Raw genomic sequence first — 26147 nt, forward strand, 5'->3', positions numbered from 1 at the left:
GTCCGGCTTCGCTCGATTCACAGGTGGTGTTAGCGCATGGCGCAGGAGGAAAAGCTCTTCGGCTATCTCAAGCGGGTCACCACCGACCTGCAGCAGACGCGCGAGCGCCTCGCGGAGCTGGAAAGCCGGGACAGCGAGCCGATCGCGATCGTGAGCATGGCGTGCCGTTACCCCGGCGGTGTCAGCTCCCCGGAAGAACTATGGGAACTGGTGCGCACCGGCACCGACGCGATCTCGGGGTTCCCGGACGATCGGGGATGGCCGCTGGAAACACTCTTCGATGACGACCCCGATGCGCCCGGCACGAGTTACGTGCGTGCGGGTGGTTTCCTCCACGACGCGGCCGAATTCGACCCCACCCTCTTCGGCATCTCGCCGCGCGAGGCGCTGGCGATGGACCCGCAACAGCGACTGCTGCTGGAAACCACCTGGGAAACCGTCGAACGCGCGAACATCGACCCCACCGCGCTGCGCGGCAGCAGAACCGGCGTCTACACCGGCGTCATGTACCACGACTACGCCACGCGCCTCGCCGACATCCCCGACCAGACAGCCGGTCATCTCGGCAACGGAAGCGCCCCCAGCATCGCCACCGGACGCATCGCCTACACCTTCGGCCTCCAAGGCCCTGCCGTCACCATTGACACGGCGTGTTCGTCCTCGCTGGTCGCGCTGCACCTGGCCGCGCAAGCGCTCCGCAACAACGAATGCGACATGGCACTGGCCGGCGGCGTCACCATCATGTCCACCCCCACCACCTTCATAGAATTCAGCCGCCAACGCGGACTCTCCCCCGACGGCCGGTGCAAGGCGTTTTCCAGCACCGCCGACGGCACCGGCTGGGGCGAAGGCATCGGCATCGTCCTACTAGAACGACTCTCCGACGCCCACCGCAACCGCCACCCCGTACTGGCCGTCGTCCGCGGCTCCGCCATCAACCAAGACGGCGCCTCCAACGGACTCACCGCCCCCAACGGACCCTCCCAGCAACGAGTCATCCGCCAAGCCCTGGCCAACGCCGGACTAACACCGTCCGAAGTGGACGCCGTCGAAGCACACGGAACCGGAACCCGACTCGGCGACCCCATCGAAGCACAAGCACTCCTCGCCACCTACGGCCACAACCGCCAAAACCCCCTGTGGCTCGGATCGATCAAATCCAACATCGGCCACACCCAAGCCGCCGCCGGCATCGCCGGCATCATCAAAATGATCCAAGCCATGCACCACGGCACCCTCCCCCAAACCCTCCACATCGACCAACCCACACCCGAAGTCGACTGGACCTCCGGCGCAATCGCACTGCTGACCCAAAACCAGCAATGGCCCGACACCGGCCGACCCCGCCGCGCCGCCATCTCCTCCTTCGGCATCAGCGGCACCAACGCCCACGTCATCCTCGAACAAGCGCCCGCTGCCGCTCACGAGAATCCGGATACGCACCACACCCTGTCGGTGGTGCCGTGGGTGCTATCCGCCAAAACTCCCGAAGCCCTCCGCGCCCAGGCTCGGCGGCTCGCCGAGCACATCACCGACGAGACATCGATTGTTGACGTCGGCTACTCGCTGGCCACCACGCGAGCCCGGCTCGACCACCGCGCCGTGGTGGTCGGCGGGGACCACGGCGAGCTCCGAACGGCCCTGACCGGCCTCGCCAACGCAACCGTGCCCCGCGACCCGGCCGAACCACCGGGCAAAGTCGTTTTCGTCTACCCCGGGCAAGGCTCGCAATGGGTCGGCATGGGCACCGAACTACTCGACTCTTCAACGGTTTTCGCGCACACCATCCGCGACTGCGAACAAGCCCTCGCACCATACGTGGACTGGTCACTCACAGACGTCCTACGCGGAACCGGCCCAGCAGCGCAACTCGACCGGGTCGACGTCGTCCAACCCGCCCTGTGGGCGGTGATGATCGCCCTCACCCACGCCTGGCAAGCACTCGGCATCCGTCCCGACGCCGTCATCGGCCACTCCCAGGGCGAAATCGCCGCGGCCTACGCCGCAGGCATCCTCACCCTCGACGACGCCGCCCGCATCGTCACCCTGCGCAGCCAGATCATCGCCCGGCACTTGGCCGGCAAGGGCGGCATGGCCTCGGTCTCATTGTCCGCAGACGCCCTGCGGCACAACCTCACGGAGCACCCCGACATCAGCATCGCCGCACTCAACGCGCCGCACACCACGGTCGTCAGCGGACCCACCATAGCGCTCGAAAGTCTCCTCACGACCCTGGACGAGCGCGACATCCGCACCCGCCGCATCCCCGTCGACTACGCCTCCCACTCCCCCCACGTCGACGCCATCCGGGACGAGCTCCGGCAAGCCCTGGAACCCATTTCGCCACGCAACGGCAATATCCCCTTCCACTCCACCGTCACCGGCACGCCACTGCCCGGCACCGACCTCACCCCGCACTACTGGCATCAGAACCTCCGGCAGACCGTCCTGCTCCGCCCCGTCGTCGAAGACCTGCTCGCCGACCACCACACCTTCATCGAACCCAGCCCCCACCCGGTACTCACCGTCGGTGTCCAGGAAATCGCCGAAGCAGCCGGCACACCCGCCACCGCCATCGGCACCCTCCACCGCAACAACGGCACCCGCACCCAACTCCTCACCTCGGCAGGCCAAGCGTGGACCCACGGCCTCCCCGTCGACTGGACAGCCGTTTACGCCGACGCCAATCCGCGACAAACCGGACTCCCCACCTATCCCTTCCAACGCGCCCGATACTGGCTCGAAGCCAAGCAAGCGCCGACGGCACAGCACGCGGCGGACAAGGCTGAGCGGGACTTCTGGGGCGCGGTCGAGAGCGAGGATCTGACGACGCTGTCCGAAATGCTGTCGGTCGGAGACCGTTGCTCGAAAGACTCGCAGGAATTGCTGCGCCCGGCGCTTCCCCTGCTGTCGGACTGGCGCCGCGAGCAGGTCGCGACCTCCACAGTGGACTCGTGGCGTTACCAGGTCACCTGGCGTCCGCAGGGTTCTCGGCAGGAAACGACACGGATCTCCGGGCGCTGGCTGCTGCTCGTCCCTACCGAGTGCGTGGAGCACGCGTGGGTGGTGGCGGCGCATCGGGCGCTGGAAGACGCGGGCGCGGAGGTCGCGATTATCGAGCCTGGCACCCGGGACGTCCTCGCTGGCCTGCTGACCGAAAAGGCGCCTGCTGGCGTCCTCTCGTTCCTCACCCTTTCCGACCTGGAGCCCGTTGGGCCCGCGACCACGCTCGCGCTCCTCCAAGCGGCGGCCGATGCCGACGTGCGCTGCCCGGTCTGGTGCGTGACTTCCGGCGCGGTTTCCGTCGGCCGTTCCGACCGCATTCGCCATCCGGAACAGGCCCAGGTGTGGGGTCTCGGCCAGGTGGCGGGCCTTGAGCACCCGGGATGGTGGGGCGGTCTCGTCGACCTGCCGGAGCAGCCCGACGAGCGAGCGACGGCGCGGCTGGTGGCGGCCGTCGCCGGCACGGCCGGTGAGGATCAACTCGCGGTGCGCGCCTCGGGGGTGTTCGCGCGGCGACTCACCCGCAACGCGACGTCTGTCGGGCGGGAGCGGACCTGGCGAACCGAAGGTCCGGTCCTCGTGACGGGCGGGACCGGGAATATCGGCGCACATGTCGCCCGCTGGCTGGCCCGCTCCGGCGTCCGCCACCTGGTGCTCACGAGCCGCCGCGGCGCCGCGGCCGAGGGGGCGACCGAACTGCAGGCCGAGCTGGAAGCGCTCGGCGATTCCGGCATTCGGGTCGATATCGCGTCGTGCGACGTGGCCGACCGCGCGGCGCTCGACGCGCTGCTGGATGGCCTCGACGATCCGGTGACCGCCGTGTTCCACACCGCAGGGGTCGGTACCGCCGCGTCGCTCGTGGACACCGACGCCGACGTGATGGCGGACGCGTTCGCCGCGAAGGCCTTGGGGGCCCGGAACCTGGACGAGGCGTTCCACGATCACGCGTTGGACGCCTTCGTTCTGTTCTCGTCCGGGGCCAGCGTGTGGGGCGGCAGCGGCCAGGGCGCGTACGCGGCCGCCAACTCCTACCTCGACGCGCTCGCCCAGCATCGCCGCGCACGCGGCGTGCACGCGCTCTCCGTGGCGTGGGGGTCGTGGGGTGGCGGCGGCATGATCGCGCGGGACGGGGCCGGGGAGGCGCTGCGCAGGCTCGGGCTACGCGTTATGGAGCCCGAACTCGCCGTCGAGGCGCTGCGCCGGTCGCTCGCCCGTGATGACGCGGTGATCGCCATCGCCGACATCGACTGGGGGCGTTTCGCGCCGACGTTGAGCGCGGCCCGCCGTCGTCCGCTGATCGGCGACCTGGCCGAAGCACGGGCGGCGCTGGACGGCCCGGGCGACCAGCCGGTCGGGGCCGCCGAGGACGGTGGCTGGCGGCAGCGCCTCGCCGCGCTGACACCTGGCGAGCGGGATCAAGCCCTGCTCGATCTAGTGCGCTCGGAGACGGCCTCCGTGCTCGGCCATTCCGCCCCCGACGACGTGGCACCGCGCAGCGCGTTCCGGGATCTCGGTTTCGACTCGCTGACCGCCGTCCAGTTCCGCAACCGGCTACGTTCGGTCACGGGACTTGCGCTGCCGACGACGCTGGTCTTCGATCATCCCTCACCGGTGGCCGTAGTCTCCTACCTCAAGCGCGAGTTGCTGGGTGACGATGTCGCGGTGGCGCGCACGACGGCCGTTCGAGCCGCCGACGACGATCCCGTGGTCATCGTCTCGATGAGCTGCCGGTTCCCGGGCGACGCCGACTCGCCTGCCGGGCTGTGGAACCTGGTCATCGATGGGCGGGACGCCGTCTCGGACTTTCCCGCCGACCGCGGCTGGGATCTCGACGGGATCTACGACCCGTCGCTCAGCAGGCCGGGGACCTCCTACGCGCGCCAGGGCGCGTTCGTCGCCGACGTGGCCGAGTTCGACGCCGGGCTGTTCGGGATCTCGCCGCGCGAGGCGCTGGCGATGGACCCGCAGCAACGCCTGCTGCTGGAGAGTTCATGGGAGGCGTTCGAACGGGCCGGGATAGCGCTCGAAGCGCTGCGCGGGAGCCCGACCGGCGTGTTCGTCGGGGCCGCCACCTCCCATTACGGGACCGGCTGGGCGGCGGAGAACGCCGCGGGCTACCTCCTCACCGGCACCGCGACCGCCGTCATTTCCGGCCGGGTGGCCTATGTTTTCGGGCTGGAGGGACCGGCGGTCACGGTCGATACGGCGTGTTCGTCGTCCTTGGTCGCGCTGCACCTGGCCGCGCAGGCACTCCGCAACGGGGAATGCTCGCTGGCGCTGGCGGGCGGCGTGACCGTCATGTCCACCCCGGCGGCTTTCGTGGAGTTCAGCAGGCAACGCGGGCTCGCCGTTGACGGCCGCTGCAAGTCGTTCGCGGCGGCTGCCGACGGCACCGGCTGGGGCGAAGGCTGCGGGGTCGTCCTGCTGGAGCGACTTTCCGACGCCCGCCGCAACGGCCACCCCGTGCTCGCCGTCGTCCGTGGCTCCGCGGTCAACCAGGACGGCTCCTCGAATGGGCTGAGCGCCCCGAACGGCCCCTCCCAGCAGCGGGTGATCCGCCAAGCCCTGGCCAACGCGGGTCTATCACCGTCCGAAGTGGACGCGGTCGAAGCACACGGAACCGGAACCCGGCTCGGCGATCCCATCGAAGCGCAAGCACTCCTGGCCACCTACGGCCACGACCGCCAAACACCGCTATGGCTCGGATCCATCAAATCCAACATCGGCCATACCCAAGCCGCCGCCGGGGCCGCAGGCGTCCTCAAAATGACGCTCGCCATGCACCACGGCACCCTCCCGCGAACCCTCCACATCGACCAACCCACACCCGAAGTCGACTGGAGCACCGGCGCGGTCACGCTGCTGACCGAGAACCGGCAATGGCCCGACACCGGCCGACCCCGCCGCGCCGCGATCTCCGCTTTCGGCGTCAGCGGCACCAACGCCCACGTCATCCTCGAACAGGCACCGGAATCCGATAAAACACCGGTCAAGCCTCCCGTCGCCGTACCGGTAGTGCCGTGGGTGCTGTCCGCGAAGACCCCCGAAGCCCTCCGCGCCCAAGCCAAGCAGTTGGCCGACCACCTCTCAGACGAGGCATCCGTGCTCGACGTCGGCTACTCACTGGCCACCACACGAGCCGCCCTCGAACACCGCGCCGTCCTGCTCACCGGAGACATCACCCAACGACGCAAAGCCCTGACCACCCTGGCAACAGGCAACACACCCACCGAGATCATCACCGGCCACGCCACCGAAAACAGCCTGGCCATGATCTTCTCCGGCCAAGGCACCCAACGACACCACATGGGACAACAGCTCTACAACACCTATCCCGCCTTCGCCGACGCCTACGACACCGCCTGCGCCCAACTCGACCTCCACCTACCCCGCCCACTCCACGAGGTCGTATTCGGCGACAACCCACACCTGATCAACCAAACTCAATACGCACAACCAGCACTCTTCGCATTCCAACTCGCCCTCTACCAACTATGGCACCACTGGGGCATCCACCCCTCCATCATCACCGGACACTCCATCGGCGAAATCACCGCCGCCCACATCACCGGCGTCCTCTCCCTCCCCGACGCGGCAACCCTGATCTGCACACGCGGCCGCCTCATGCAAACACTGCCCGAGCACGGCACCATGATCGCCGTCACCGCCACCGAAACCGACATCCAACCCCACCTCACCGGCCACGAGGAGACCGTAGCCGTCGCCGCCATCAACAGCCCCACCTCGCTGGTACTCTCCGGCCACCGCACCACTCTTGAAGAGATCACCGAAAACCTGCGCGCCGACGGCTTCTCGGTGACCCAACTGCGCGTCTCCCACGCCTTCCACTCACCACTAATCGACCCCATCCTCACCGAATTCCACGACACCATCACCAACCTCAACTTCCGGCCCCCCACCCTGCCGATGATCTCCACCCTCACCGGCCAACCAATCGACCACACCACCCTCGCCACCCCCGACCACTGGACCCGCCACGCCCGCCACACCGTCCGCTTCGCCGACGCCATCACCGCGATCAATGCTGATGCCTATCTCGAAATCGGACCCACCGCCACACTCACCCCACACCTGCCCAACACCGCAATCCCCTCACTCCACCACAACCAACCCGAACCCCAAGCCCTCAACACCGCACTCGCCCGACTCATCGCCAACGGCACCGACCCCCGCTGGCACGACTACTTCGCCGCCACCGGGGCGCGCACCACCGAACTCCCCACCTACCCCTTCCAACGAGATCGCTACTGGCTCGAACCCGAGCTTCCGGAAGTCCCGGTCACGAAGTCGGAATCGCGGTTCTGGGATGCAGTCGAGCGGGAAGATCTGGAGGCACTGTCCCGCACCTTGGGCGAGGCCGACGAGGCCGCGCTGACGACCACGCTGCCAGCACTTGCCCGGTGGCGGCGTCGCGAACGCGCGGAATCCATTGTGGATTCTCTTTGCTACGACGTCTCCTGGGCTCCGCTGAAGTCGGCTCCGCCGCGAACACCGGACGGCACATGGTTGGTCGTCCTGCCGCCGGGGCACAGCGAAGACGCGGAGTTGCGTTCGGTACTCGACGCGCTGCGCGACGGCGGAGCCGATGTCCGGGTCGTGCACGATATCACCGCGCTCGGCGACTGCTCGATGCTCTCGGGCGTGCTGTCCTTCCTTGCCTTCGACGACATTCCCGACGAGACACACCCGATGCTGCCGCGCGGGCTCACGGCCACGGTCGCACTGCTCAAGACGCTCCACGAAATCGGGGCAAATGCGCCGCTGTGGTGCATCACCCGAGGGGCGGTCGCGGCCGTGCCCTCCGACGAGCTGAGCCACCTATCACAGGCATCCATCTGGGGCATGGGCCGTGCGGTGGCACTGGAGTGGCCAGGCCTGTGGGGCGGGCTCATCGACCTGTCCGCCGCACTCGACGACCGTGCCATCGCTCGGCTGTTGTCGGTGCTGGCCGACTCCGCAGGCGAAGATCAGCTCGCGGTGCGAACCTCCGGGGTCTACACCCGTCGATTGATCCGCGATTCGCACACCGGGCCGCAAAGTCCGGAGTGGACACCGCGCGGCACCGTGCTCGTGACCGGCGGCACCGGGGCGCTGGGCGCGCACGTCGCTCGCTGGCTCGCGCGCAAGGGGGCGCAACACCTGCTGCTGGTGAGTCGCCGCGGCCCGGACGCGCCGGGGGCGGCTGAGCTGGACGCCGAACTCACTGGACTGGGCGCGGCAGTCACCATCACGGCGTGTGACGTAACGGATCGCTCGGCGCTGTCGAACCTGCTCGCCACCGTTCCGGCGGACCTGCCGTTGACCGGGGTCGTGCACACGGCGGGCGTGGGACAGCTGGCGCCGTTGGCCGAGACCAGCAACGAGGAGTTCGCGCGGGTGACGGGGGCGAAGATCGCCGGTGCCGCACATCTCGACGAACTCCTTGGTGAGCGGCAGCTTGACGCATTCGTGCTGTTCTCCTCGATCTCCGGCGTCTGGGGAAGCGGCGGGCAGGCCGCCTACGGCGCGGCCAACGCCTATCTGGATGCGTTGGCGCAGCGGCGTCGCGAACGGGGCCTGACCGCTACCTCGGTCGCGTGGGGACCGTGGGCCGACGGCGGCATGGCCGACGGCGCGGCGGGCGAGCATGCCCGACGTCGCGGGCTGGCCCCGCTCCGGCCGGATCGCGCGATGGCCGCGCTGGAGCGGGCCGTGCGGCGGGCCGGCGCCTGTCTCACCGTCGCCGACGTTCAATGGGACGTCTTCCTGCCCGCGTTCGTCTCCGCCCGGCCCAGTCCGTTCCTGTCCGCACTCCCCGAGGCGTGCGTCCTCCTCGACGCGTCGGAGACCGGGCCCAGCGCCCGGCTTGCCGCGCTCAGCCCTAGCGAGCGGAGGTCCTGGCTGCGGTCGACCGTAACGTCGGCGGTCGCGTCGGTGCTCGGCTACGCCGAAGCCGGGGACATCGATGGCGAACGTCCCTTCAAGGAGCTCGGATTCGACTCGCTCACCGGCGTCGAGTTGCGCAATCGGCTCGGCGCGGCGCTCGGCGTCGCCCTCCCCGCCACGCTCGTCTTCGACCACCCCACCGCCAACCGCCTCGTCTCGCACCTCGCGGGGCTACTCACCGACGAGCGACCGGAGCCTGCTGCCACGGCCGCCGCCGGGACCGACGAGCCGTTGGCTATCGTCGGCATGGCCTGCCGCTTTCCGGGCGGGGTGCGCAGCCCGGAGGAACTGTGGGAACTCGTGCTCGGCGGGCGAGATGCCGTCTCGCCGTTCCCGACCGATCGCGGCTGGGATCTCGGCGCGCTGTTCGACGCGGCGCCGGATGAGTCCGGCAGCAGTGTCGCCACTGCCGGTGGATTCCTCCATGATGCGGCCGAGTTCGACGCGGAGTTCTTCGGGATCTCGCCGCGCGAGGCGCTGGCGATGGACCCGCAGCAGCGGCTGTTGCTGGAGACCTCGTGGGAGGCGTTCGAACGCGGCGGCATCGACGTGACATCGTTGCGCGGCAGCCGAACCGGCGTGTTCATGGGTGTCAACGGGCAGGATTACGTCTCGCTCCTGCGCGAGGACGCCCAGGGAACGGCGGGCCACCTGCTGACGGGCAACACGACCAGCGTGGCGTCCGGACGGATTTCCTACACGTTCGGTCTGGAAGGGCCCGCCGTCACCGTCGATACGGCGTGTTCGTCCTCGCTCGTCGCGCTGCACCTGGCGGGACAAGCGCTCCGCAACAACGAATGCGACATGGCACTGGCCGGCGGCGTCACCATCATGTCCACCCCCACCACCTTCGTAGAATTCAGCCGCCAACGCGGACTCTCCCCCGACGGCCGGTGCAAGGCGTTTTCCGGCACGGCCGACGGCACCGGCTGGGGCGAAGGCATCGGCATCGTCCTACTAGAACGACTCTCCGACGCCCACCGCAACCACCACCCCGTACTGGCCGTCGTCCGCGGCTCCGCCATCAACCAGGACGGCGCCTCCAACGGACTCACCGCACCCAACGGACCCTCCCAGCAACGAGTCATCCGCCAAGCCCTCACCAACGCCGGACTAGCACCGTCCGAAGTAGACGCCGTCGAAGCCCACGGAACCGGAACCCGACTCGGCGACCCCATCGAAGCACAAGCACTCCAAGCCACCTACGGCCACAACCGCCAAACACCACTATGGCTCGGATCCATCAAATCCAACATCGGCCACACCCAAGCCGCCGCCGGCATCGCAGGCATCATCAAAATGATCCAAGCCATGCACCACGGCACCCTCCCCCAAACCCTCCACATCGACCAACCCACACCCGAAGTCGACTGGACCTCCGGCGCGATAGAACTCCTGACCCAAAACCAGCAATGGCCCGACACCGGCCGACCCCGCCGCGCCGCCATCTCCTCCTTCGGCGTCAGCGGCACCAACGCCCACGTCGTATTGGAGCAGGCGCCCGTTTCGACGCAGGAGCAAGCGGCTTCCCGCGTTCCTCCGGTCGTGCCGTGGGTGCTGTCCGCGAAAACTCCCGAAGCCCTCCGCGTCCAAGCCAAGCAGTTGGCCGACCACCTCTCAGACGAGGCATCCGTGCTCGACGTCGGCTACTCACTGGCCACCACACGAGCCGCCCTCGAACACCGCGCCGTCCTGCTCACCGGAGACATCACCCAACGACGCAAAGCCCTGACCACCCTGGCAACAGGCAACACACCCACCGAGATCATCACCGGCCACGCCACCGAAAACAGCCTGGCCATGATCTTCTCCGGCCAAGGCACCCAACGACACCGAATGGGACAACAGCTCTACAACACCTATCCCGCCTTCGCCGACGCCTACGACACCGCCTGCGCCCAACTCGACCTCCACCTACCACGCCCACTCCACGAGGTCGTATTCGGCGACGACCCACACCTGATCAACCAAACCCAATACGCACAACCAGCACTGTTCGCATTCCAAGTCGCCCTCTACCGGCTATGGCAGCACTGGGGCATCCAGCCATCGGTCATCACCGGACACTCCATCGGCGAAATCACCGCCGCCCACATCACCGGCGTCCTCGCCCTCCCCGACGCGGCAACCCTGATCTGCACACGCGGCCGCCTCATGCAAACACTGCCCGAGCACGGCACCATGATCGCCGTCACCGCCACCGAAACCGACATCCAACCCCACCTCACCGGCCACGAGGAGACCGTAGCCGTCGCCGCCATCAACAGCCCCACCTCACTCGTCCTCTCCGGCAACCGCACCACACTCAACGAAATCGCCCGATCACTGCAAGACAACGGCTACCGCGTGACCCAACTACGCGTCTCCCACGCCTTCCACTCACCACTCATCGACCCCATCCTCACCGAATTCCACGACACCATCTCCAACCTCAACTTCCGGCCCCCCACCCTGCCGATGATCTCCACCCTCACCGGCCAACCAATCGACCACACAACTCTGGCAGCTCCCGAGCACTGGACCCGCCACGCCCGCCACACCGTCCGCTTCGCCGACGCCATCACCGCGATCAACGCCACCACCTACCTCGAAATCGGACCCGCCGCCACACTCACCCCACACCTGCCCAACACCGCAATCCCCTCACTCCACCACAACCAACCCGAACCCCAAGCCCTCAACACCGCACTCGCCACACTCCTCACCCACGGACTCGAACCAAACTGGCACACCTACTTCGCCGCCACCGGAGCACACACCACCGAACTCCCCACCTACCCCTTCCAGCGCAAGCGCTACTGGCCGCGCCCTGGTGCCGCGTCGCGGCCCGACGCGGACGGGGCCGGACACCCGCTGCTGACCAGTGCGGTGGAGCTCGCGCACAGCGACGGGCTCCTCCTGGCGGGCAGCCTCTCCCTGGCCACGCATCCCTGGCTCGCCGACCACAGCGTGCTGGGTTCGGTGCTGCTGCCCGGTACCGCGTTCGTGGATCTCGTCCTGCACGCGGCGCGGCTCACCGGCGGGCAAGGATTCGAGGAACTGACCCTGGAAACCCCGTTGGCAGTGCCGGAAAGCGGCGCTGTGCGGATTCAGGTGGCCGTGGCGGAGCGCGACGCCGAGGGGCGCCGCCAGGTGACCGTCCACTCAATGCTCGACGGCGAAACGTCCTGGCGAAGGCACGCCTCGGCCGTCCTGGGTGCCGAAGCGGCGCAACCCGCGGGGAGCCCGATTGTGATGGCGCCGGGCGCGGAGGAGTTGCCGATCGACGATGCGTACGCGGAGTTCTCGGCGGCCGGCCTGGACTATGGCCCGGCATTCCGTGGGTTGCGTGCGGTGTGGCGGGCCGGCGAGCGCATCGTGGTCGAAACGGCGCTGCCCGACGGTGAGGACGCACAGGGGTTCGGCATCCATCCCGCCCTGCTCGACTGCGTGCTGCATGGGGTCGCCGTGGCCGGGATGTTCGGCGCGGACAGGCAGGCGCGACTGCCGTTCTCCTGGTCCGGCGTCAGGTTGCATGCCACCGGGTCCGCAGTGCTGCGGGCTCAGATCTCCCGGGCGGGCGAGGACTGCATCGCGGTGCACGTTGCCGACGGCACCGGTCAGCCCGTGGCCACGATCGAACGTCTCGTGTTGCGCAAGATCTCGCCCGAGCAGATCGCGAGCACGGACGCCGAACTGCTGCGGTCGCTGTTCGAGCTGGCCTGGTTGCCGCGCGAGATTCCACCGGGTGCGGGGGAAATCGCGGTGGCGGGCGATGATCTGCCCGCCGCGCTCGCCAACCGCACGGGAGGGTCGGATCCGGGCACGCACTTGCTGTTCCGGCCGAAGAACGTCCAGAGCCGCGATCCCGAGGTGGCGCTGGCCGCCGCGACGGAAGTGCTGGAACAACTACAGAACTGGACCGATGACCGGACCCTGGTGATCGTCACCCAAGGTGCCGTCGCCTGCGGCGGGACCGTCCCCGACCCGGCCGGTGCCGCCGTGTGGGGACTGGTGCGATCCGCTCAGTCCGAGATGCCGGGTCGTGTGATCCTGCTGGACATCGACGGTGCCGACGAGTCGTGGGCCGCCGTACCGGCGGCGTTGGCGTGTGGTGAACCACAAATCGCACTCCGCAACGGCACAACCCACACACCCCGACTCACCCACACCACACCACCACACCCCACCCCACCCAACTGGACCCACGACACCATCCTCATCACCGGCGCCACCGGAGCACTCGGCACCCTCATCACCCACCACCTCATCCACACCCACCAACCCCACCACCTCCACCTCCTCAGCCGAAACCCACCCCACAACCCACCCACCACCATCAACAACACCCACCTCACCCACCACACCTGCGACCTCACCAACCCCCACCACATCACCCACACCCTCAACACCATCCCACCCCCCACCATCATCATCCACTGCGCAGGCACCCTCCACGACGCCACCCTCACCCACCAAACCCCCCACCACCTCCACCACACCTTCACCCCCAAAACCACCGCCGCACACCACCTCCACACCCACACCCACCCCAACACCACCCACATCCACTTCTCCAGCGCCGCCGCCACCCTCGGCACCCCAGGCCAAGCCAACTACGCCGCCGCCAACGCCTACCTCGACGCACTCGCCCACCACCACCCCAACACCACCACCATCGCCTGGGGCCCCTGGAACACCGGCATGACCGGCACCAACCTGGGGCGCATCGCGCGAACCGGTCTCACGCCCATCACCGCGGCGGAAGGACTCAAGCTCTTCGACGCCGCGCTCGCCACTGGCGCGAGCGTCGTCCTGCCCATGCGGCTGAACATCCCGGCGTTGCGGCGTCGAGCGGCCGAGAGCGGAATCCCGCACGTGCTCCACGACCTGGTCCGCCCGGTCGCGAAGATGCGCGTCGCCGCTGATGCGCCCGGCCCCGAGAACCGGTCGTTTGCCGAGACACTGCGCGCCCTCCCGCCGCACGAACGGCAGGAACGGCTCGCGCAGCTGGTTCGCGGCCGTGTCGCTGAGGTCGTGGGGCAAGAGTCGGGCGACGCGATCGCCATGGACCGACCGTTCGCCGACCTCGGGTTCGACTCGCTGATGGCGGTCGAGTTGCGCGGCGCGTTGGAGACCGCGACCCGGCTGCGACTGCCCGCGACGTTGATCTTCGACCGGCCCAGTCCGGCGGCACTATGTGACTACCTCGCGGCCGAGTTGCTACCCGACGACGTGTCCGGGCCTGATGTGGTCTTCGCCGAGATCGACCGCTTGGAAGCCGTACTCACCCAGATCGGTCCGCAACACGCGCATGGTGCGCAGATCAGGAGCCGGCTGCGCGCCCTGCTGGGTTCCTGGGAGCTCTCCCCTCGCGGCGACGACGCCGCCGAGGAAGCCCTGGCGGCGGCCGATTTCGAGGAAGTTTTCTCGATCATCGATGACGAACTCGGCTCGTCCTGACCTCTCGAACGCCGGACCGGAACGGAAGTGACGTGAACGAGGAGAAGACGCTCCAGTACCTCAAGCGGCTCACCACCGAACTGCGGGACACCAAGCAACGGCTGCGCTGCGCCGAGGAACGTGACCGCGAGCCGATCGCCGTCATCGGCATGGCGTGCCGGTTTCCGGGCGGCGTGCGCGCTCCCGAACAGCTGTGGCGGCTGGTCGCCGCGGAGCAGGACGCAATCGACGAATTCCCGCGCGACCGCGGCTGGGATCTCGCCTCGATCACCAGCGACACCCACGAGGGCGGATTCCTCTACGATGCGGCGGAATTCGATGCGGACTTCTTCGGGATCTCGCCGCGGGAGGCGCTGGCGATGGATCCGCAGCAGCGGTTGCTGCTGGAGACCTCGTGGGAGGCGGTGGAGCGTTCCGGAATCGTCCCTGGATCGTTGCGCGGCAGCCGGACCGGCGTGTTCGTCGGGGTCATGTACCACGACTACGCGTCACGTCTTCCCGCGATCCCGGAGGTGGTCCAGGGCTATCTGGGCACGGGCAACTCGGGCAGCATCGCCTCCGGCAGGCTCGCCTACACCCTGGGGCTGGAGGGGCCCGCCGTCACCATCGACACGGCGTGTTCGTCATCGCTGGTCGCCCTGCACCTGGCCTGCCGGGCATTGCGCCGATCGGAGTGTTCGGCCGCGCTGGTCGGCGGCGCGACGGTGATGGCGAGCCCGGCCCCGTTCGTCGACTTCAGCCGGCAGCAGGGCCTCGCCCCGGATGGCCGCTGTAAGGCGTTTTCCAGCACCGCCGACGGGACCGGGTGGGCGGAGGGCGCCGGAATGCTGCTCGTAGAGCGCCTTTCGGATGCCCAGCGCAACGGACACCCGGTGCTCGCGATCATCCGCGGCAGCGCAGTCAACCAGGACGGCGCGTCCAACGGGTTGACCGCGCCTAACGGGCCATCCCAACAACGCGTGATCCGTGACGCGCTCGTCGACGCGGGACTGCGCGCCGACCAGGTGGACGCCGTCGAGGCCCACGGCACGGGCACTCGCCTCGGCGATCCCATCGAAGCACAAGCACTCCTGGCCACCTACGGCCAGAACCGCGAAACACCCCTGTGGCTGGGATCCATCAAGTCCAACCTCGGCCACACCCAGGCCGCCGCCGGCATCGCAGGCATCATCAAAATGGTCCAGGCCATGCACCAGGGCATCCTGCCCCGCACCCTCCACATAGCGGAGCCCACGCCCGAGGTCGACTGGGAGTCCGGTGCCGTTTCGCTGCTCACCGAAAAGGTGCCCTGGCCGCAGCGCGTGCCACGACGCGCCGCCGTGTCGTCCTTCGGTTTCAGCGGCACCAACGCACACGTGATTCTGGAACAGGCACCGGATGCGGCTGATTCCCCGGCCGAGCCGGTGGTCACCCCGCCTGTCGTGCCGTGGGTGTTGTCCGCGCGCACCGAGACCGATTTGCGCGCCCAGGCCGCGCAGCTGGCCGAGCACCTTACCGATGAGGCGCCGGTGCTGGACGTCGGCTACTCGCTGGGCACGGCCCGCACCGCATTCGACGAACGTGCCGTACTCCTGGCCGGAAGCACCGCCGAGCGCAGGCGGGCGTTGAGCGCCTTCGCAGCCGGTGAGGCACCCGCCGCCGTCCTCACCGGACGGGCCGGCGAGGGTGGTCTGGCGATGGTGTTCTCCGGCCAAGGCTCCCAGCGCCTGGGCATGGGACGAGAGCTCTACGAAACCTTTCCGGTGTTCGCCGACGCCTTCGACGCCGTCTGCGCCGAGATCGACCCGCATCTGCCGCACCCGCTGGCGAACGTCGTGTTCGGCACCGACGGCGAGCCGATCAATCGAACCCAGTACGCGCAGCCGGCGCTGTTCGCCATCGAGGTGGCCATCTGCCGCCTGTGGCAGCACTGGGGAATCCAGCCGTCGATCGTCGCCGGGCACTCTGTCGGCGAAATCGCCGCCGCCCACATTGCCGGTGTGCTGTCGCTTACCGACGCGGCGACGCTGGTGTGCGCGCGCGGTCGCCTCATGCAATCCCTTCCCCCCGGTGGCGCGATGGTGGCCATCGACGCCACCGAAGACGACGTCCTCAAGCTTCTGGCCGGAAATGCGGACAAAGTTGGTATCGCCGCGATCAACGGTCCGAATTCCCTCGTCCTCTCCGGCGACCACGCCACGCTGACCTCGATCGCCGGATCGCTGCGTGCCGCAGGAAACCGGGTCACCTGGCTGCGGGTGTCACATGCATTCCACTCGCCACTGATCGATCCCGTCCTCCCCGAATTCCGCGACATCGCGGCAGCCTTGAACTATTCATCCCCCACGCTGCCGATGGTCTCCACCGTCACCGGACAACTCGTCGACGACGACACCCTCTCCCAGCCCGAATACTGGGTCCGCCACGCCCGGCACACCGTCCGTTTCGCCGAGGCCATCACCGCCCTCAGCCACCACGCCACCACCTTTCTCGAAGTGGGCCCCAGCGCCAGCCTCACCCCTCATCTGCCCGACGACGCACTCTCCTCGCTCCGCCACAACGACGCCGAATCAGCGGCCCTCGCAACCGCTCTCGGGAAACTCATCACCCGCGCAAGCTTGCCCGACTGGCGAAACCTCTACGCGAACTCCGGAGCCTGCACGACCGCGCTGCCGACCTATCCGTTCGCCCGCAAACGCTACTGGCTGGAATCGGCCGAGAGCGCGGCGACCGATGTGTCGGCGGCCGGCCTGCTGGGATCGGATCACCCGCTGCTCACCGCCGCGGTCGGTCTCGCCGAGGGCGACCGGATGCTGCTCACCGGCAGCCTTTCGCTTACCTCGCACCCGTGGCTTGCCGATCACACCGTGCTGGACCGGGTGGTGGTGCCCGGCGCCGCATTGGTCGAACTCGCGCTCCACGCCGGGCAGCAGGCCGGACACCCGCACCTGGCCGAACTCACGCTCGGCGCCCCACTCGTGCTCACGGACAGCGCACTCCACGTCCAGACCTTGCTCGGGGAACCCGACGGGGACGGCGGGCGGCCGGTCAGCATCTTCACGCGCGAGGCCGACGCGTCCTTCGACCAGCCGTGGACGAAGCATGCCGAAGGACGGCTCACCGGCCAGACCCCGCAGCCCGCCGAAATGCTCACCCAGTGGCCGCCGACCGGGACGGTTCCCCTTGACATCAACGGATTCTACGGGTCTGACGGCCCGGCCGATCTCCGGTACGGTCCGGCGTTCCAAGGACTGCGCGGGGCTTGGCAACGAGACGGGGAGATCTTCGCCGACGTCGCGCTAGGAGACGATCAGCTGGCGGACGCCGATCGCTTCGCGCTGCACCCCGCCCTGCTGGACTCGGCCCTGCACGCGATCGGCCTCAGCACGCAGCCCGGCGAGCACTCGTCCATACCGTTCTCGTGGACGGACGTCTCCCTGCATGCGGTCAATGCCCGGGAGCTGCGAGTCCGGATTTCCCCAGCGGGGCCCGATGCCGTGTCGCTCGTGCTCGCGGATCAGACCGGGCGCCCCGTGCTCACCGTGGCCCGTCTGCATCTTCGCCCGATTCCCGAGGAGGGACTGCCTTCGGCCGCGACGCGTTCGCTGTATCGCGTGTCGTGGGTGCCGCTGCCCGACCTCGACCGGCCCACACCGCCCGGAAGATGGGCGGCCATCACCACCGATGCGCAGTTCGCCGGCCAGGCGGACGAGTATGGAGATCTGAGCGAGCTCGGCCGCGCCATCGACGACGGTAAGCCGGTCCCGGAGGTCGTGCTGGTTCCGTTCGTTCCGCCAGAAGGCGACACCGAGGACAAAGCGGAACGGGCCGCGGTCAAGGCCCTGGAGTTGGCTCAGCAGTGGCTCGCCGACGACAGGTTCGCCGCGTCGCGACTGGCCCTCATCACCCGAAGCGCCCTGCTGCTTGATTCGGACACCGCGGCGGACGTGCCGGCCGCATTGGCCAACGCCGCCGTCTGGGGGTTGATGCGTTCCGCCCAGTCCGAGCACCCCGATCGGTTCCTCTTGGTCGACCTGGACGACACCGATGCCTCGCCACTTCGGCCGATCGCTACGGCGTTGGCGTGTGGTGAACCACAAATCGCACTCCGCAACGGCACAACCCACACACCCCGACTCACCCACACCACACCACCACACCACACCCCACCCAACTGGACCCACGACACCATCCTCATCACCGGCGCCACCGGAGCACTCGGCACCCTCATCACCCACCACCTCATCCACACCCACCAACCCCACCACCTCCACCTCCTCAGCCGAAACCCACCCCACAACCCACCCACCACCATCAACAACACCCACCTCACCCACCACACCTGCGACCTCACCAACCCCCACCACATCACCCACACCCTCAACACCATCCCACCCCCCACCATCATCATCCACTGCGCAGGCACCCTCCACGACGCCACCCTCACCCACCAAACCCCCCACCACCTCCACCACACCTTCACCCCCAAAACCACCGCCGCACACCACCTCCACACCCACACCCACCCCAACACCACCCACATCCACTTCTCCAGCGCCGCCGCCACCCTCGGCACCCCAGGCCAAGCCAACTACGCCGCCGCCAACGCCTACCTCGACGCACTCGCCCACCACCACCCCAACACCACCACCATCGCCTGGGGCCCCTGGAACACCGGCATGACCGGCGACCTCGACGCATTGCCCGCAGGCATTAGGGCGTTGACGGAGGAGGAAGGTCTACGCCTCTTCGACGCCGCACTCGCGAGCGGCGAGAGCGTTGTACTGCCCATGCATCTGGATGCGCGAGCGCTCGCCGCCAGCCGGGGAGGCGCGGTTCCCGCGCTGCTCCGGAAGCTGGTTCCGACGACTCCGCGCCGTGCGGCGCAAGGGGAACCAGACGCTTCCACCCTGGCCGACCGGCTGCACCGGATGTCCGAAGTGGAACAGGATGACACCCTCCTCGGCTTGGTTCGCGGCCAGGTTGCGGGGGTCCTCGGGCACACGGATCCGGATTCGGTCGAGCCCGCCCGGGCTTTCGGGGATTTCGGGTTCGATTCGCTGACGTCCGTGGAGTTCCGCAACCGCCTGAACTCCGCGACGGGATTACGGCTGCCCGCGACGCTGGTGTTCGACCACCCGACCCCGATCGCGCTCGCCCGGCACCTGCGCACTCAGCTGCTCGGCGCACCGGAGCGAGCCGTCGAATCGATCTCGGTGCGATCGGCCGACGACGACCCGATCGTCATCATCGGCATGGCTTGCCGCTATCCCGGCGGCGTCGATAACCCGGAAGAGCTGTGGCGGCTGGTGGCGACGGGCGCGGACGCGATCTCGCCGTTTCCCACCGATCGCGGCTGGGACGAGGCGAGGATCTACGACCCGGACGGGGAGTCGCCCGGGTCGAGTTATGTGCGGGAGGGTGGTTTCCTGCACAACGCCGCGGAGTTCGACCCCGCACTCTTCGGGATCTCTCCCCGCGAAGCGCACGCCATGGACCCGCAGCAACGGCTCCTGCTCGAAACCACCTGGGAAGCCCTCGAACGCGCCACCATCGACCCAACATCGCTGCACGGCACCCGCACCGGCGTGTTCGCCGGAGTCATGTACAGCGACTACGCCACCCGCTTCAGCGACGACACGACCCACTCCAGCGGGAACCTCGGCAATGGCAGCGCCCCCAGCATCGCCTCCGGTCGCATTTCCTACGCCTTCGGCCTCCAAGGTCCGGCAATCACCATCGACACCGCATGTTCCTCGTCCCTGGTCGCGCTGCATCTGGCGGCGCAATCGCTGCGCAACGGCGAATGCGACCTGGCGTTGGCCGGCGGGGTGACCGTGATGGCCACGCCGGCGGCGTTCATCGAGTTCAGCCGCCAGCGCGGGCTTTCCGCCGATGGCCGGTGCAAGGCGTTTTCCAGCACCGCCGACGGCACCGGCTGGGGCGAAGGCATCGGCATCGTCCTACTAGAACGACTCTCCGACGCCCACCGCAACCACCACCCCGTACTGGCCGTCGTCCGCGGCTCCGCCATCAACCAGGACGGCGCCTCCAACGGACTCACCGCCCCCAACGGACCCTCCCAGCAACGAGTCATCCGGCAAGCCCTGGCCAACGCCGGACTAGCACCGTCCGAAGTAGACGCCGTCGAAGCACACGGAACCGGAACCCGACTCGGCGACCCCATCGAAGCACAAGCACTCCTAGCCACCTACGGCCACAACCGCCAAACACCACTATGGCTCGGATCCATCAAATCCAACATCGGCCACACCCAAGCCGCCGCCGGCATCGCCGGCATCATCAAAATGATCCAAGCCATGCACCACGGCACCCTCCCCCAAACCCTCCACATCGACCAACCCACACCCGAAGTCGACTGGAACACCGGCGCGATAGAACTCCTGACCCAAAACCAGCAATGGCCCGACACCGGCCGACCCCGCCGCGCCGCCATCTCCTCCTTCGGCATCAGCGGCACCAACGCCCACGTCATCCTCGAACAACCACCGGCAGAAACGGCTCCGGCGCAACCACCAAGAAGCGAAAACCCGGTCGCACACCCGGCTGCGGTGCCGTGGTTGCTGTCCGCGCACACAAAGTCCGCGTTGCGCGCCCAGGCCGCCCGGCTGGCCGAACGTCTCACCGACGACGACTCGATCCTCGACGTGGGCTACTCGCTGGCCACCACCCGAGCCGCGTTAGCGGAACGTGCCGTGATCGTCACCAGCGATCTCGCCCAAGGCGCCCAAGCGCTTGCCGCGCTGGCCCAAGGCACCGACCACCCCGACCTGCACACCGGGCGGGCCGCCGAGAACAGCCTGGCAATGGTCTTCTCCGGCCAAGGTTCCCAACGACACCGCATGGGACACCAACTCTACGAGACCTATCCCGCCTTCGCCGACGCCTTCGACACCGCCTGCGCCGCAATCGACCCACACCTACCCCGCCCCCTGCGCGACGCAGTGTTCGGCGAAGACCCCGAACTGATCAACCAGACCCAGTACGCACAACCCGCGCTCTTCGCATACCAAACCGCCCTCTACCAACTCTGGCGGTACTGGGGCGTCCAACCGACGATCCTCGCCGGTCATTCCATCGGCGAAATCACCGCCGCGCACACCGCCGGAGCGCTCTCCCTGTCCGATGCGGCCGCACTCATCTGCGCACGCGGCCGACTCATGCAATCCCTCCCGCCCGGTGGCGCGATGGTAGCGATCACCGCATCCGAGAACGCCATCGCCGCCTACCACACCGGGCACGAGAACGCAGTCTCCGTTGCCGCCATCAACAGCCCCACTTCGCTGGTCCTCTCCGGCGACCGCAGCGCCCTCGCGACGATCACCGAATCACTGCGCGACAACGGCCACCGAACTACCTGGCTCCGCGTCTCGCACGCCTTCCACTCACCGCTGATGGAGTCCATCCTCGCCGAATTCCGCGACACCGCGGCGAAACTGAAGGCCCAGCCCGCCACGGTGCCGATCGTCTCGACCCGCACCGGGCAACTCATCGACGACACCACGCTGGCCAACCCCGACCACTGGGTCCAGCACGCCCGGCACACCGTGCAATTCGCCCGCGCCGCCAGCACGCTCAACACCCACGCCACCACCTTCCTCGAAATCGGCCCAGCCAACACCCTGACCCCGCACCTGCCCAACACCGCCGTCGCCTCCCAACGCCACGACCAACCCGAAGCAGCGGCTCTCACCACCGCACTCGGCCAGCTCGTGGCGCACGGAATCAGCCCCGATTGGCAAAACCACTACGCGCAATCCGGGGCTCGCGCGACCCCGCTGCCCACCTACCCCTTCCAACACGCCCGCTACTGGCTGCACCACCACCCCACCCCCGCTGACCCTCACACGATCGGGCTCGACCGCACCCATCACCCGCTGCTCGACGCGGTGGCAGGCACCCCGGATGCGGACGCCGTGGTCTTCTCCGGCCGGGTCTCTCTCGCGGCACATCCGTGGCTCGCCGACCACGCCGTGGGCGATCAAATCCTGTTGCCCGGCACGGCCTTCGTCGATCTGGCTCTCCATGCGGGCGCGCACCTCGGAAACGACGTGCTCGATGATCTGACATTGGAAACGCCACTGGTCATCCCCGAACGAGGCGCGGTGGACATTCAGCTCACCGTCGGAGCCGCGGACACGGCAGGACGGCGAACGGCACGCATTCATTCCCGAGAATCTCATGGGCGAGCATCCGATGAACACCCCTGGGTCCGGAACGCGACCGCGGTGCTCAGACACGCCGAGGAGGATGTGTCCGAGGAGTCCGCCGAGCACTGGCCGCCGCCCGGCGCCGTGCCGCTCGGCCTCGATGCGGTATATGAAGAGCTGGCAGAAAAGGGTCTGCGCTACGGCCCGGCTTTCCGCGGGCTGCGTGCCGCGTGGCGGCGCGCGGACGACCTTTACGTCGAGGTGTCCTTGCCGGAAGACCTGGCGGACACGGGTGGCCGGCACGTCGTGCATCCCGCGCTGCTCGATTCGGTGCTGCATGCAGTGGGGCTCGGTGACTTCGCCGAAACGGGCGCCGCACTGCCATTCGCGTGGCGCGGCGTGCGCGTAGCCACCCCCGGTGCGCACGCCCTCCGAGGACGACTGGAGTCCACCGGCGGGAGCGGTATCTCCCTTCACTTGTCCGGTGTGGACGGACGATCGGTCGGCAGGGTGGCGGAGCTGACCCTTCGACCGGTGGAGGCAATGGCAACGGTCCATCGTTCGCTGTTCGCCGTGGAATGGCGGAAACTCGGAGCGGCTGGCGCGGTCACACCCGCCGCCGGCTGGGCAGTGGTCGGCGAGGGCGAAACCAGCTTGTCCCGCGCGTTGCGCGACAGCGGCACCCCCGTGGAGTCCTATCCAGACCTGGCAAAGCTCAGCGAGACAGTCGCGGAGTCTGGGGCGGCCGTGGAACGGGTCTTCGTGCCCCGCACCGAGCCCCATACGGTAGGGGGCATACCTGCCCTGGCCAACCGGCTGGTCACCGGCACCGTCGAGCTGCTGCGGGACTGGCTTGCGAACGAACACTTCAGGTCCGCACAACTGGTCCTGGTGACCCGTGGTGCCACCGGCCCGCACCCGCACCCTGCCTACGCATCGATCTGGGGCCTGGTCCGTGCCGCACAGGCCGAGCACCCCGGGCGTCTGACGCTGATCGATCTCGATCCCGAAGCACCGGAGATCAGCTGGCCCGAGCTCGCCGCTGTGCTCGCTTCCGGCGAGCCGGAGGCGGCGCTGCAACAGGGCGCGGTGCGGGTGCCCAGGCTGGTTCCCGCTGCGGCCGCCGAAACCTCGGCGGTGGACCTCACCGACGGCACTGTGCTGATCACTGGCGCCTCCGGCGCGCTCGGCCGGACGGTGGCACGCCACCTGGTGCTCACTCGCGGCGTCCGGGATCTCCTGCTCATCAGCCGCAGCGGAAACGCGGGCCTCGGCATGACGACGTTCGTCGATGAACTGGCAAGCGCCGGGGCCCATGTCACTTCCGCCGCGTGCGACGCCGCCGATCGTTGCGCTGTCGCGTCGCTGCTCGACACCATCCCCGAGGATCGGCCACTGCGCGCCGTTGTGCATTGCGCGGGTGTGCTCGACGACGGGGTGCTCGGGTCACTCACCGCAGAGCGCCTGGCCCGGGTCCTGCGACCGAAGGTCGACGCGGCTTGGCATCTTCACGAGCTGACCGAAGACCTGGACCTCGCGGCATTCGTCCTGTTCTCGTCCGCGGCGGGCACGCTCGGCTCGGCGGGCCAGGGCGCCTATGCCGCGGGCAACACCTTCCTCGACGCGCTGGCCGCGCACCGCAGGGCCAAGGGACTCGCGGGCCTGTCGCTCGCGTGGGGACCGTGGGACGTCGAAGGCGGCATGGCGGCCGATCGCCACCGGCTCGAACGCGGTGGTGTGGTTCCGTTTTCGCCCGCCGAGGGGCTTGCCCTGTTGGATGTCGCGCTGGCCAGGCCGGAACCGGTGCTCGTGCCGGTCCGAGTCGACACCTCGGTGCTGCGTGCCGCGGCCGACCGGGAAGCGCTTCCGCGCATCTGGCATGGCCTGGTGCGGCCGAAACCGCGAACGTCACGGAGGCATGAGGCCACCGAGAACCGAGACCCGCGCGAATTGCGCACGCGGCTGGCCGACCTAGCCGTCGACGAGCGGGAGGAAGCGCTGCTCGACCTGCTCCGGGGGGAGGTCGCTGCCGTGCTCGGCTACCGCGACGCCGAGGAGGTCGGCGTCGACCGCGCGTTCACCGAGCTCGGCTTCGATTCGCTGACCGCGGTCGAGCTGCGCAACCGCCTGGAACGGGTCACCGGGCTGCGGCTGCCGGGCACGGTCGTGTTCGACCACCCGACGCCACCCGCGCTCGCCCGGTTCCTGTGGAACGAGCTGGACGACGGGGCGCGGGCCGAGCATTCCACGGCAGTGGACACCCTCGGCGCGTATTTCCGGCAGGCGTGCGAGCAAGGACGGATCGAGGAGGGCATGGAGCTCGTCCGGCACGCGGCGCGGTTGCGCGCCGCCTTCCACTCGCCCGACGAATTGCGCCAGCGCCCGCACCCGGTTCCGCTGGCACGCGGACCGCGCACTCCCACGCTGCTCTGCTTCCCCGCGGTGGTGGCGATGTCCGGTGCCCACCAATACGCACGCTTCGCCGCGGCACTCCAGGACTCCCGCGACACCGTGGTACTGCCCGAACCTGGCTTCCTCGCTGGGGAACAGCTGCCCGGCAGCGTCGACGCACTGGTCGAGTCGCAGGCGCAAGCCGCACTCGACCACGCAAACGGAGCGCCGGTCGCCCTGCTCGGCTACTCCTCCGGCGGCTGGATCGCGCACGCGGTCGCCGAACGGCTGGAACGGTGGGGCCAGCCCGCGAACGCTGTGATCCTGGTGGACACTTACCTGCCGCTCGAAATGAACCCCCGCCTGCAGAAGGCGTTCACCGGTGGGCTGTTCTCCCGGCGCGAGCAGTTCGTGTCCATGGACCACGTGTCGCTGACCGCGATGGGCGGCTACTTCGAGGTGTTCGGCGACTGGGAACCGCGCTCGATCAACACCCCCGCGTTGTTCGTTCGCGCCAGGGATCCCCTGCCGGACGAGACCGGGGCCCCGCTCGCGGAATCGGATTGGGGGCCGACCTGGTCGCTGTGCGACGCGCGAGCCGAGGCCCCCGGAGATCACTTCACGATCATGGAGGAACACGCCGGAACCACCGCGCGGACGGTCGACGCATGGCTCACCGACCTCCCCGCACCCGATGGCCCTCACCCGATGGCCCATGACCGGACAGCCCGACGAGAAGGAGAACGCGAATGACGGAAATAACCCCTGAGTTGGTCGCCGCCGCCTATGCGGCGGTGAGCTCCGGGAACCGGGAGAAGACGGCGCTGTACTGGTCGGAAGACCTGCGCTTCCTCGCGCCGGGCAACCATGCCCAGGCAGGCTGGCGCGTGGGAATCGACGACTTCATGGCCTACGTCCAAGGCATGCTGGAGGCATCCGGCGGGTCGTGGCACATGCGGCCGATCACCTTGCTCATCAACAACGAGGACGGCTATTCCATCGACGCCAACAGGATTCACGCCGTGCGCGACGGAGCGCCGGAGGGCAGCGCCTCCCCCTTCGACGTGCTCGACATCTCCGGGGTGCAAATGCTCAAGTGGGACAACGGCAAGGTCGTCGAGGGATACGGCGGCATTTTCGGCGACGGTGCCACGAACTACAACCAGTGGTGGTCGCCAATCAACGCCGACGGCGAGCGCCGCTACTGATCGGCGA

3 protein-coding genes are annotated in these 26147 nt (G+C 68.6%); all 3 read left to right on the forward strand.

Features of this window, described 5'->3' with window-relative positions; all coding sequences use genetic code 11:
* Nucleotides 1–36: 36 nt before the first annotated feature.
* The 3 genes from BJ970_RS30705 to BJ970_RS30715 are packed head-to-tail and all read left to right on the forward strand — an operon-like array spanning nucleotide 37 to nucleotide 26140.
* Nucleotides 37–14391 carry a type I polyketide synthase gene (locus tag BJ970_RS30705; protein WP_184730706.1) on the forward strand — a complete coding sequence of 4785 codons (14355 nt, stop codon included), beginning with the start codon at nucleotides 37–39 and terminating at the stop codon, nucleotides 14389–14391.
* 32 nt (nucleotides 14392–14423) lie between these two features.
* Entirely contained in the window at nucleotides 14424–25685 is an 11262-nt protein-coding gene (locus BJ970_RS30710) for a type I polyketide synthase (protein ID WP_184730708.1), read from the forward strand.
* Nucleotides 25682–26140, forward strand: coding sequence for a nuclear transport factor 2 family protein (locus BJ970_RS30715; RefSeq protein WP_184730710.1), 459 nt, complete (start codon nucleotides 25682–25684; stop codon nucleotides 26138–26140). Before BJ970_RS30710 ends, BJ970_RS30715 begins: the two co-directional genes overlap by 4 nt.
* Nucleotides 26141–26147 lie beyond the last annotated feature (7 nt).

It is taken from the genome of Saccharopolyspora phatthalungensis (genome assembly GCF_014203395.1).
GTDB classification, from domain to species: Bacteria; Actinomycetota; Actinomycetes; order Mycobacteriales; family Pseudonocardiaceae; genus Saccharopolyspora; species Saccharopolyspora phatthalungensis.

Excerpts from the sequence above, each read along its gene's own strand:
- BJ970_RS30705 (WP_184730706.1), top strand. The coding sequence starts at position 37 with ATGGCGCAGGAGGAAAAGCTCTTCGGCTATCTCAAGCGGGTCACCACC.
- BJ970_RS30715 (WP_184730710.1), top strand. The coding sequence starts at position 25,682 with ATGACGGAAATAACCCCTGAGTTGGTCGCCGCCGCCTATGCGGCGGTG.